This window comes from Vibrio sp. 10N.222.46.A1 (assembly GCF_041473595.1).
Lineage (GTDB): Bacteria > Pseudomonadota > Gammaproteobacteria > Enterobacterales > Vibrionaceae > Vibrio > Vibrio tasmaniensis_A.
This window is the reverse complement of the sequence record NZ_JBFRSN010000322.1, coordinates 1-11761: the sequence shown is the minus strand read 5'-3', so window position 1 is coordinate 11761 and position 11761 is coordinate 1. Positions and strand designations below refer to the sequence as shown.

9 protein-coding genes are annotated in these 11761 nt (G+C 43.8%); 2 read left to right on the top strand and 7 right to left on the bottom strand.

Annotation, left to right across the window (positions count from 1 at the left end; all coding sequences use genetic code 11):
- The 5 genes from AB4496_RS10645 to AB4496_RS10625 all read right to left on the bottom strand — a co-directional run.
- Positions 1-761: phytanoyl-CoA dioxygenase family protein (locus AB4496_RS10645; protein ID WP_372130927.1), on the bottom strand; the 761-nt coding region annotated here is incomplete at its 3' end.
- Positions 762-943: 182 nt separating this feature from the next.
- Positions 944-1825: a DMT family transporter gene (locus tag AB4496_RS10640; protein WP_009845791.1), complete on the bottom strand. Its 882-nt coding sequence runs from the start codon at positions 1823-1825 to the stop codon at positions 944-946.
- Positions 1826-2010: 185 nt separating this feature from the next.
- Positions 2011-3342, bottom strand: a complete 1332-nt coding sequence (locus tag AB4496_RS10635; protein ID WP_032555086.1) for an MFS transporter — start codon at positions 3340-3342, stop codon at positions 2011-2013.
- A gap of 209 nt (positions 3343-3551) precedes the next feature.
- Entirely contained in the window at positions 3552-5063 is a 1512-nt protein-coding gene (locus AB4496_RS10630; protein WP_009845789.1) for a DUF1214 domain-containing protein, read from the bottom strand.
- A 105-nt stretch (positions 5064-5168) separates the two neighbouring features.
- Positions 5169-5957, bottom strand: a complete 789-nt coding sequence (locus tag AB4496_RS10625) for a hypothetical protein (RefSeq protein ID WP_102257528.1) — start codon at positions 5955-5957, stop codon at positions 5169-5171.
- Positions 5958-6087: 130 nt separating this feature from the next.
- Here AB4496_RS10625 and AB4496_RS10620 point away from each other — a divergent pair, with 130 nt between their 5' ends.
- Positions 6088-7014, top strand: a complete 927-nt coding sequence (locus tag AB4496_RS10620; protein WP_009845787.1) for a LysR family transcriptional regulator — start codon at positions 6088-6090, stop codon at positions 7012-7014.
- A gap of 43 nt (positions 7015-7057) precedes the next feature.
- Here the strand turns inward: AB4496_RS10620 and AB4496_RS10615 are convergent, their stop codons facing one another.
- The gene (locus AB4496_RS10615; protein ID WP_102257527.1) at positions 7058-9715 is read right to left on the bottom strand and encodes a response regulator; all 2658 of its coding nucleotides are present in this window, start codon (positions 9713-9715) and stop codon (positions 7058-7060) included.
- Positions 9712-10899 carry an acyl-homoserine-lactone synthase LuxM gene (luxM, locus tag AB4496_RS10610; protein ID WP_102257526.1) on the bottom strand — a complete coding sequence of 396 codons (1188 nt, stop codon included), beginning with the start codon at positions 10897-10899 and terminating at the stop codon, positions 9712-9714. Before luxM ends, AB4496_RS10615 begins: the two co-directional genes overlap by 4 nt.
- Positions 10900-11315: 416 nt before the next feature.
- Between luxM and AB4496_RS10605 the strand changes: the two genes are divergently transcribed.
- Positions 11316-11708: a cystatin domain-containing protein gene (locus AB4496_RS10605; protein WP_009845784.1), complete on the top strand. Its 393-nt coding sequence runs from the start codon at positions 11316-11318 to the stop codon at positions 11706-11708.
- Positions 11709-11761 lie beyond the last annotated feature (53 nt).

Below are 11761 nucleotides of genomic sequence, written 5' to 3'. Positions count from 1 at the left end.
AGCGTGTTCATAAACAATCTTGGATCGGTAATATTGCTCAACATGGCTGGTGTTGGTAAACAGTCATCATCAACGTAGTCGACATAGTCTGCCGCCGAATCAAAGATCAAAATATCCAAAGCCAAACGATCCAAGCCATATCGGCCTCGGTGGATCATATCCGCTGAAAAAACCAATAAGTCACCGGCGGCTAATGGTATCTGCTTACCACCAGAGATGTCATCGCTGCTCACTTTGCCGTTTTCTTCTTGGCGAACATTGTACTCTTCTTCGTTATCCCAACGTTTGTGCGTGCCGGGGATAAGCTCCATACCGGGCTCATCAAAAAGGGGCACTCGCAGATGCAATACCTGGGTTTCCATGATGACTTTCATTTGGTCATCAACGTCGTAGTCGTATTGACAGTCACGATGCCAGAAGTCTTTTTGTTGCGGATTTACCGGGTTGAAGAACAGCTGTGTATTCATGAATGCTGGTTTGTTCGGAATCACCGCATCAACCACGTTCATCACTTGCTTCGAGCTGATGAAGTCGAAAAGCACGCTTCTATCGTCGGCGAGCAAATATTCGCTTCCCGTAATTAAAGACGAGTTAAATGCTTCTTCTTTATAGAATTCTTCGTTGTCTGCTTTCCATGATTCATGGAATTTCAGCACGACTTTTCTAAGCGATGCAATTTGAGCTTCATCGAAATAATTTCTGATAACAAAGTAACCATGTTCGTCGTAACGGTCACTTAATTGTTGGCTGTTTTCTACCACTGATTACCTTCGTTCATTCTTTGCTGTGTAATAACCACAGATTTCTTGGGCGCATAATGCCAGACAGTCGCCATTCAACCAAGTAACGAGTGCTCCATAACGAGGCGCGGTAGAGCTGAAAGGCATAGAGTTGCTGGATATATAGGCTGTCGAACGATTCAATTTACAGTCACATTATTAGCTCACTGCCACATTACCAATACCGCTGCGATAGAAAGCAAAACGAGCGCAAGAATGTCTTTGCGCGCGATGCTTTGCCCTAACCAGAAATAGGATATCAACACCATGAAGATCACTTCGACTTGCCCGAGTGTCTTTACGTACGGCACGGCTTGAAGCGACATCGCGCTAAACCAACCCAGAGAACCGATAACACTCGCTAAGCTTGTCATGATGACCAGTTTAGATTTCTTGAATATCTGGCGCAGCGTGTCGCGCTCTCTGAAAAAGAGATACGTACAGATAATGCATGTCTGAAGAGTTATCACCAAAAACAGCACCCAAGCAGCGCTATGAGGGAAGGGCAGCCCTATGCTCAAGCTTGCTTCACGTACCCAAAGAGACGTTAAAGCAAAAGCGGTACTACACGCCATACCTAGTAAGAACACTTTCGGAGACAAGCTTCGCCAACCAGAAGAACTACTCATGATTAGTACGCCTAACGTGCCAATAAGCACGCCAATCCAACCTGTTAATGTTAAAGCAGTTCCAAAAAACAATACGGATAACACAGCAGATACGGGGGCTTCACACTTGGCTAAGCCTGCTCCTATCGCATAGTTTTCGAGCTTAAATAACATCACCATTAAGCCCGTCGCGAGGATCTGCATAATGGCTGCTGCAATAATGTAGAAAACAAACTCACCCGAAAAATCAGGTGTGGATACTGGCTTCCATTGATAGAGGGCGCACAGATAAATTAAGGCGATTGGGCCTGCCCAGATAAAACGCGCCAGCGTCACACCAGCAACACTCATGGTGCCACTTAACTTGCTTTGAAAGGCATTGCGCCAAGATTGGCTGAAGGCTGCGAGAAGAGTAAAGGCTATCCAACTAAATGACATGACGCTTCCGTGTGTTATATAAAATTATGATTATATTAACAAATTTAACCAATAGAAGAAGGGGCTTGTTTGTTTATTGAGCGTCTATTTTCAGGCGATAGTCTATTTGGGGAAATCAGAACTTTGTGCGAGCTAACCTTTGAAGGGACTGCTCATTGAACTTCAACACAATATAGCTAGCCGCCTCAAAAGATCGGCTGTTTTTTGTTTTTGAAATAGAGCAACGCGCTAATCAAAACGAACAATAAGGTGAAGTAATAGAAAAACGAAGACAGTGAAGCTAAGAAAGCGAGGTTCTGTTCTATTTCTTGTTCGGTGTAGCCCTGAGACACCAGTTTATAGTAGTAAGCGTACAAAATGCCGATCAGCCCATATCCGAGATTAAACATCAGGCCTTTAAAGCTGAGGACAGTGGCTCGGTTGTGTGATTCGGTTTTTTTATTCAGGTGGTAGCTAATGAAAATGTTCATCGTCATGATAATAAAAATCAGTACTAGTGCTGGAATAACCCCGTAAATCGTCCAACCTAAACTGATCCAATAATAAGTCGCCATGCTTGCTAAACCCATAACCACAATGAAGGTTTTAGGCTCCATGCTTTCTGCTAGCCTACGGCTTTGCCCCGCCAATATGATTTTAAGCAAACTGATCCCCGCGCCAATAAAACCGAAGTAGATAATAGGAATATCGATGGCGAGATAATATTGGCTGTTCATGGTTAGGAACATTCTTGAGGTGTGTTCGAACAGGCTGTAATACAACAACATGAACAGCACGTAAGGCGTAGCAAGTACCCACTTACCTGTGTCAGCTGTTAATTTAAGGCTGGCGATGGTGGTTGCCAATTTGGTTTGGTCGCTTGGCATTACCTTTTTCTCTTCGCGCATATTAATCGCGGCATAGATGGCGATCATCGCTACAAATAGGGTGGCGAACACAGGAATACGCATCAGATCTTTAGTGCTTTCTGGTTCAGATAGTCCAAGGAAATGAAAGATGTTCGCCATAAAGTTCACGTCGTACATCGCCGCGCCAATTAGTGTGACAAAGATACCGACCGTTGAGGCGACACGAAGCTGAATTTGCAGCACTCGCGGCCACAACTCTTCATTGCCTTGTTCTTTTAAGGTGTCGTAAGCCAATGCCTCGTCAGCACCGCTGGCCAGTGCCATCGCTAAGCCGCTTAATATCCGGTTAACCAGAAACACAATGAAGACTAGATTGGCATCTCCAGTCGGAACAAGAGCAATCATGGCGATCTCAATGAACATCACAATTGAAGAGAGCACCACAAGCTTTTTGCGCCCTAAGGTATCGGCGAACGCGCCAGACGGTACTTCAGCAAGCACAATGGTGGCAGCCCACACTACATTGAGCATCGCGAATTGAGATAGGGTTAGCCCGTAATCTAAATAAAGTAGGGTGAATATAGGGTAGTAAAAACGCGCAAAGTAGCTGCTTCGAAACATCAAGAAGTAGCGGACATTGGGAATTTTAAGGATCTCTTTGGGCGTCATGATAATTTCAGTAATTTAGATAACACATCATTATGTATAACCCTTTTACTCTTTTAAATCATGGAATTGTTTCAAGAATCAGAAAAACAACTAGTTGAGTTTATTTCGCAGCGCCTTTGAAGGCTAGATGGAATAAAAAGAGGAGCGCTGAGGCTCCTCTTTTATCGTAGGCCGCAGTGAACTTTATCGTTAGTACATAGACTTAACGGCTAGTCCACGCGCTTAAAGTTAGGCAATAAGGTTTCTGGCTGTTGCGCTACAAATGCTTTACTTGGTGAGTAAGCGCGGAAGTAAACAAACCAGTTTTCATCTTCTCGGGTTTGCACCCAATTCGCTTCATTTACACCAGCAGGCTTAGTTGGCGAGAAGTGGAAGGTGTAATTGCCTTGCGAATCTTTAACTGTCCCTTCAATGTTAGAACCCACGTCGGCACGCTCAATTTCGTTGTCGATGATGGCGCGGTTCTCGACGTTGTAGACAGTGATGGTCCAGAATAAATCGGCGAAATTTACATCTCCATCTAGCGTCAAAGTATAGTGGTTACTGCCATTTAGCCCTTTGCCATTGTCGTCACGGTAGTTGTCTAGGTAGATCTGTCCCCAACCGCCGTTCTCAAATCCATGCATTGCAATGTCGTTAGTGACGGCTTCATAAAACCAAGCTGCACGTCCATCGAGGTCCATACCATAGTGACGGTCTTGGTTTGGTGTTGAAGCCGTTGCGATTTCCCACGAATTCCCTTCTTTGCCATAAGCCGCGTGTGGTAGACGTTCAGTCTTGTTGAAATCGATGTTTTTAACCATAGCTTCACCCATGATTACAGCTTGTTCTAAGATGTCACGCTGCTGAGCTGATGGAGTAAATGCTTTGCCTTTTTCAATACCTAGTGGGCGTAACATGTCGTGCATCATGCGGTCGCGCTCTGCTACAGGTTCGGCTTGGATCGCTTCATTCAAGGTCTCCCAAAATGCCATACCACGTGGGTGCTTAGCATCGTCACCACGTTCAGGGAAGTTCACGCCTTTGCTACTGAGCGGCTTGCCGTTAAGGTCAGTAATTTTTAATGCTTCTAAGTCTTTCATACGTTGCTGATCTGACTTAGCCATTAAGCGAACACCCAAGAAAACATTATTGGTATCAGACTCAAATACTTTTGCGCCTTTTGGCAGGTTACTCGGCGTTTCAGAACCTTTCGCTTTTACCACGTAGACGCCCGGCTCAGTCATCTGAGAAATACCGATTTGCCACATGGTGTGTACCGCGCCACGCAGTTCATTTGTGGGTATTTCTATAACAACGGGCTCTTTCTCTACGTTAAACCAAGTAATCGCGTAAGGCGTAGAGGTATTGTAAGTTAAACCTCCTAGCTTAGATTCATGAGACTCAACATAAGTAATTTGACCATCCTCTGCCCCCATGTCGGCATAGGCTTGTTTCCATGCGTAGTTTGACACCAAAGGCACGGACCAAATGTAAGCTTGTGACGCGCGTTGATAGTCCATCAGTTCAAACAGTTTTGCAGAGCTTTCTTGTGTTGGAATGCCATGAAGAAAGTCGGTTTCGAAAGTAAAGTCACCTGCACGCGTTTGGATCGTTTCTGTCGCATCACCGTTGCCTGCTATCGCTGTGGCTGAAAACAAGGCTGTTACAGAAACTAGCATGGCAGCTGAGCGTAATGGGCAAGTGAAACTACCAACAAAGGCTTTAGATATCATATTCATAATGTGTCCTCAAAACTCAAAATTATTCGTCAAAACGGGAATGGCTCGTGGAACAGAAATCATTGGTTCAAACTGAAAGAGCTCATCCAAGCAGAAAGTGACTGCTTAAAACTGATAGTTAAATTCGATGCGGTGATCACCGTCTTCGATACTGGTGTTTTCTGTCCAATTTGCAAAATAACGAACGTTCGCCCTTGGGTTAATCTGGTAGCTCGCAGCAAACTCATGTGCGAGTACAGAATCACTGCCCTCGAATCCATAATCTTTGAACGTTGATGAACCAGACATCGTGCCTAAATACATAGGGTTATAGTTCAACCAAATCTTGTCGGTAAGTTGCATTTTTGCGTACATACCCGCCACGTAGAAAGTGCCGTGCATGTTGTAGCGATCACGAAGTTGATCCGCGTCGAGGTTGCCTCCAGAGCCTTCAACCAACTCCTCACCTGCAGCAACACCGACACCCGCAAGCGGATAGAAATTAAACATGCCCATTTGTGGAAGAGCCTGTATAAAGCTGTATGACGCACTACCTTGATTACTATCGAAATCCCAAGACATATCGACTTGTGTGCCTCGACCATTGGTTAAGTCTACGCCGAAGTTTCTGAAACGAATCGAATCGATACTGTCACCTGCGCCTCGGTCATTCCAACCAATGGCTTCACCAGCGATGCCTTTGACTTCGAAGACATTCATACCCATGGTCGTATCGCTACCAGTGTCATAGGTTTGCCCGATTTTCAGGTTTAAGCCTTTGTCTGTGTAACCGAAGCCACCTTGTGTATAGACGGCTAACGGGTCTGACATATCTTGAATTTCGGCTTCTTCCGCGAACGCGACACTTGCCAGAAACAAAGGAGTTAGAGAAAGGATTGAACGTTGTAATAACATAGATGCCTCATAAATTTATCTCACTACATCCGTGTACTGCGTGAAGGTGAGGTAACTATACAAAGTGGACATCGTTAAGTTAATTCATATAAACTTAACCATTCGTTAAGTATTGGTTTATGGTTTGGATATGAAACTGAATAACGTCGATTTGAACTTATTGAAAGTGTTTGTGGTGGTGTATCAGGAAAAAAGCTTGCGCAAAGCAGCTGAAAAGCTGTTTGTCTCGACACCAGCGGTAAGCCAAAGCGTCAAAAAGCTTAAGGAATCATTAGGTGAAGAGCTATTTGTTTTGTCCAATAAGCAGTTTCTCCCGACGCCTTATTCTGATGAACTGTATCGACGTGTATTTCCACTATTGGACGGGTTGGTCACGGCGATAGAAGAGGGTAAACAGTTTACTCCTGCCGAACTAAGCGAAGATTTTAAGATAGAGGCGAACCCGCACCTTTTGCCTTGGTTAACACCCTCTCTGTTTCATCAACTCTCAGATGAAAGTCCACTTTCGAGGTTGATTAGTCATACTAGCTCCCAAGATTCACTGGAAAGACTTAAGAGTGACGAGATTGATTTTGTTATTCACTTTGAAGCTGAAAACCTGCCCGCCGAGATCATTGCTGTGCCTCTCGTGACCCTAAAATTTGTATTGGCAGTAAGAGTCGACCATCCTTTTAAAGAGGATGTAGCACAGATTGATGATTTGTTGTCCTTTCCATTTGCGCATGTTGACCTTGCTTACTTCGATCAAAACAAACACTCGCGATTGGAAGAAGAAGTTTTAAGCCAAGGTAAATCGATTAATATGGCGCTTCGAACGACGTCAGTTGTTGGGTTAATAGAAACGATTAAGCATTCCAACATGATCGCACCCTGCATGCCTCCGGTGATCGAACAGCACAAGGGAGTATTGCGCTCGATTGTGATTGAAGGATTAGAAGAAGATGCAGAGAAAATGGAGGTATTTGCCTATCTTCATAAGAAAAACCAACATTCTGCCAAATACAAGTGGTTACTGGATTTGATCGAAACAGCGATGATTGAGGCCAACCATCAGTGAGTTCTAATCGTTTTTTTTCATTGATTCACTTAACCGTAGTCAGCTATTCATTTTCTGTTTCTTTAGAAGCGTTTGGCGCCCAGCCTTTCTCTAGCCAGTTGTCCAGTAGGTGTTGCAGTGCGTTCAAAGAGGTTGGCTTCTCTAGGCGACCGTCCATCAGTTTTCTGATCATGTCTAGCTCTCGTTGTCCTGATTCACCAGACAAAGCAATAATTGGTGTTTGAGGTGAGCGCGCCTTGATGATCTGGCTTGCGTCAAAGCCATTCATTATCGGCATTTGTACATCCATTAAGATCAAATCAACTTTGTGTGATCTGAACAGCTCGACAGCATTTTCCCCGTTTTTAGCTTGCAAGCTATTTACGCCAAGTCGGCTCAGGTACATCTGAACAAGCGTGCGTTGCACTTCTTTGTCATCAACAATAAGTACCGTCGGTGCAAGATGGCTTGATGCTGGTTGATTTTCTGCTTGCGTGCGTTCTGTTTGCTTACTTTCTGTTAGCGTACTTGCCGGTTCAGGTTCTATATCACCGCTTGGAGTTTGGCTCTCTGGTTTTACATCAGCTTCGGCTTTATCTTCCGTCGATTGGTTGTGTTTCCAACCGTTGAAATAAGGCGTACGCAGCGTCTCCGCTTTTGGAGCATTGGGTACAATAGGGAAGTACAGGTGAAACTCAGTAAATTCACCAAGTTTGGAATGGCATTCCACTCTGCCACCAAATGAGCGCATCACTCGTTGGCAATAACCCAGTCCTAAGCCGCTACCACCGCTTTTTTGGAAAGAGAAAAAGTCATCAAAGACCTTATGAACAATGGCTTCGTCAATGCCGGGGCCGGTATCACGAAATGTGAGAACGTTCTCGTAAGATCCTGTTTTGGTGCTGATCTCAATTTGGCTGTCTGGGTAAGAATCAAAGTAATAGATTGCATTGCGTATCAGATTGAAAATGACGAAGTTGAATAGAGTTTCATTTAGTTTTGCCACAAAATCAGCGTGTTGTGGTAAACGAATTCGCTCAATGATCTTCTCGTTCTCAAAGCCATAGTGGCTGACGGCTTGGTCCACGGCCTTGTGGATAGATGTCATGGTGATTGGTCCATGCTCAGGCGAGCTGTCACTGACTTCTCGTAAGATGATATCAATCAGTTGCCGCCCGCGTTGAATCGCTGCTTGGCCATTCTCAATGTCAGTCAAGATTTGTTGAGTTGGTGCTTGATTATCAATGTGCTGCTTTAACACCTCAAAATGCAGTTGCACTTGAGCGAGTGGGTTACGCATCTCATGAGCGATCGAGTTAGCAAGAGCACGACTTTGGCGAATTCGTCTATCGGCTTCGATGGTGCTTTGTACACGCGTTAACAAGGTTTGCAGTGCAGAGATTTCTTCATTAGAGAACATACGATTGTTGCTTTTGTGCGATGATACTAGCAAGTGTGTGACTGATTTTTTGTGTCCGAATAGTGGCATTACCAACGCGGTGTTGTTCGAACTCATCTTGTCATAAAGTGCTTTTAGCGACCGTTTAGCGAGCGCAGTATCATCTAGCTCTTCAGAAAGCTCATCGAACACTAGAACGGACTCTTTGCTAGATAGGTAATCTTCGTAGAAGGTTTCGTTGTAATTACTGTTAACTAGTCGAAGCTTATCTTCTGGGATTTGCAGTTGGCGACCTAAACGACGCATGGCATCGTCAATCGACAACTTAAAGCCTTCTTCTAATGCGAGTATCTGTTGTACCGGTGTCTTTTTGTTTCTATAGACAAGCAATGAGGAGTAAGGACTTACACGTTTGTAGATTGGACTCCATGTAATGCCGATAATCGCGCAGATGGGTATCGCTAATAGCCATTGGTTACCGTCAGTTAGGGGAATAAATACCGTACAAAAAGGTATCACTAAAATTGCACACACCAGCAGCACATTAAGGCTTATGTATGTAAGGTATTTAAAACTGTAGAAGCGAGAGGTCAGCAGAGCATAGCCTACAAACAACATCTCACTGAGCGACAACGCTGGGGGGAGCCAAGTGAGCGAGAAATCACGTAGGAAATAGGCAACGCCAATGTGAATCGTTGCTGTAGATAGCATGAATACCAAGATGCCTGTAATCATGTAGTTGGTTTTGGCTAATGTTAGTTTGCTGCTATTGGCACGCATGGTCACTAGATTAGTCAGTGTAAGGGCAATCAAGCTGATAACCCCAATGAAAAAGTAGGGTGTATGCGGGCCAAACTCGATCACGAATTGGCTTGGAGCCGTAATGGTGACATCTTCTACCGTTAATCCTGGGGTCAAATTGATATAGAAAGAGTAGCCCGTTATGCTCGCGAGAATGGTTTTTTGCCACCTATGGATTTTACCACTGCGGTTTTCGGCTGCGAGCTGACACGAGAAGTAATACGCAAAGGCAAAAGCAAGGAAAGAGCTGAGGTTGGCCAACTTTGCTGCAAATATGGCTGCTGTGGTGCCAAGTCCTGGCAACAAGCCGGTGTGGAAGTAGGCATTACTGCTGATCCACGTAATGATACAGATGGAATATGCGATGTAAGGTACATGGTGTGTCCCCACTATCGCTTCGTTCTTTTGTTTAAGGCGATAACAATAGTAGAACAGCCACATTACAACAACAGCGACCGTTGCAAGCAGAGTGATGGCTTTAGCATAGAATATCGCCTCTAGCCCAAGATCAAACGTCTTCATATTATTTGCCACGCTGTATTTTTATTTTCACGGAGGCACCGTCTATAGTCTCGAAAGTTGACATGATTGAATGCCTTCAACATCAGTTCAATATTCCATAACCCGCGGTAAGTCAGTAAGTTCGTTTCGTTCAAGTCACAAGACCCTAGCGGCAAGTATGCTTGTGGTTCGATAGCCTTGTAAAAATCGAGTATCAAAGGTTGATCTATAATGGTGAAACCAATCTTATAGCCCGCTTGATGTAACAAGTTGAGCATCTCTTTTTGTGCAAGATAAAGGAAGTAGACTTTTTGTTGAATATTTCCACTCACGGTTAGGCGTAGAATTTCACATACAGCTTGCATTTCGGCTAATTGTAATTGGAACTTATTATCGAACTCTGGAATAGAGTCACACTTTGATAGGGCCGGCGGAGTAAAAATATGTAGCTCTGCCAGTCCCTCATAGCCACGTCTGGATAAACTGTACTTCCATTTGTCGTTACAGAAAGGGGGGGCGTAGCTTAGCCAAGTTTCATATTTTGACCAATCTTGAATTAGGGCTGAAGAGACTAGGGTTGGAAAGGCTTCATCTGTTGGGTGTTTGAGTAGAATAAAGTGCTTACCTGTTTGTGATAAGTGGAGTAAAGGTAGCATCTCATACCACTTCTCACCTTTAATAAAAACCTCAAGGTTGCTTAAAGCAATAGCATCGCTGATTGGTAGTCCTTGAGGGCGAGTTGGCGTTTGTACTATGAGTTGACTATTTTCTATTTGGTCAATGATCACACCATAGTAAGCACTATCTTTAATGGGTAGATCCATAGGATAAAGGGCATGGGTGCTTAATGGTAATTTTGCTTTGATTGCGGAAATTTCACATTCACACCAAAAGTCCAACCAATGTATATAACATTGCCCAACCGCTTCCTCTAAGAGAGCAACCTCTGTGGATAAGGTATTTGGATAGCGCTGAATCAGATCGCGGTAGTCTATCACTTCAAACATTACTGAGTCGCTTTTTGCTTGATGTTCAGGGAAAAGCAATTCTAATTGGTTTCGACGATATTCTGTCACGGTTTTGAAAACGGCTGTGCGCTCTTGTGGTTGATAAGTGTGGAGTACGAGTTCAACCAGTGCGTGTTGTTTTTTTTCGATAGGCAGGCTGCTAGCCAACAGTGAACCTAAAGACGACATTAATTCCATGTAGTGAACCGCCTAAGTTTATCTAATTATTTTTATGTGACTTGTACCCGTTTATGAGAGATGTATCTATGGCTGATGTTTGAGAGTAGTTACTTTATAAAGTTGTCCTAGCTTTTTGTGCGTTTAGTTTCTCAAAAACAAGCTGCATTTAAAGTGGGAGTTTACTACTTGTACTAATCCTAAACAACATGGTTTCGCCATTTTTCAATCAATTCATGAACCCCTAAATTAGTGTATTCTCAAATACTTACTTGTCTGCTTATTGTCCGGCTTTGGTTTTCTGACAGTGCTCTGTATTTACAGATTAGTTACAACATAATTTCTGATGAAGTGATGACATTCGAGGTTTAAGCTTGTCTGCATATGAAACATCATTGCGGGTAACGCCTCGTGAATGACAGAGGTAGAGAGAATTTATGAAGAAAGTACGATTAACATCATTACTTGGAGTAGCAACCTTGTTTAGTGTCGCTGTGTTAGCAGGATGCAGTCAGAAATCTGAGGTTCCAGTTCAATCACAAGAGAATACGAATCCGATCTGTAGCACTAAAAACCTGACAGGTGGTTGGTCGCAAAGCGCTATCACACCACAAGCTAAGCAAGCTTTAAATGCAGTTCTTGGCCAAATGAACACTTCAGCTGAGCTAAAGCAGATTCTGAGTGTGCGAACTCAGGTTGTCGCGGGTTTGAATTACGCTATTGAGTTTGAAATGGATAATGGTGAAGTGTGGAATACCGTTGTGTATCGCTCACTACAAGGTGACATTGAAATGACGCAACCTGCACAGCAAGGTCGTCTGTGTCCATAGATCAACTGGTCCATAAATTTACTGGTCTATTGATTAACTAGCATGTAAATAAC

Excerpts from the sequence above, each read along its gene's own strand:
- AB4496_RS10640 (WP_009845791.1), bottom strand. The coding sequence starts at position 1,825 with ATGTCATTTAGTTGGATAGCCTTTACTCTTCTCGCAGCCTTCAGCCAA.
- AB4496_RS10635 (WP_032555086.1), bottom strand. The coding sequence starts at position 3,342 with ATGACGCCCAAAGAGATCCTTAAAATTCCCAATGTCCGCTACTTCTTG.
- AB4496_RS10630 (WP_009845789.1), bottom strand. The coding sequence starts at position 5,063 with ATGAATATGATATCTAAAGCCTTTGTTGGTAGTTTCACTTGCCCATTA.
- AB4496_RS10625 (WP_102257528.1), bottom strand. The coding sequence starts at position 5,957 with ATGTTATTACAACGTTCAATCCTTTCTCTAACTCCTTTGTTTCTGGCA.
- AB4496_RS10620 (WP_009845787.1), top strand. The coding sequence starts at position 6,088 with ATGAAACTGAATAACGTCGATTTGAACTTATTGAAAGTGTTTGTGGTG.
- AB4496_RS10615 (WP_102257527.1), bottom strand. The coding sequence starts at position 9,715 with ATGAAGACGTTTGATCTTGGGCTAGAGGCGATATTCTATGCTAAAGCC.
- luxM (WP_102257526.1), bottom strand. The coding sequence starts at position 10,899 with ATGGAATTAATGTCGTCTTTAGGTTCACTGTTGGCTAGCAGCCTGCCT.
- AB4496_RS10605 (WP_009845784.1), top strand. The coding sequence starts at position 11,316 with ATGAAGAAAGTACGATTAACATCATTACTTGGAGTAGCAACCTTGTTT.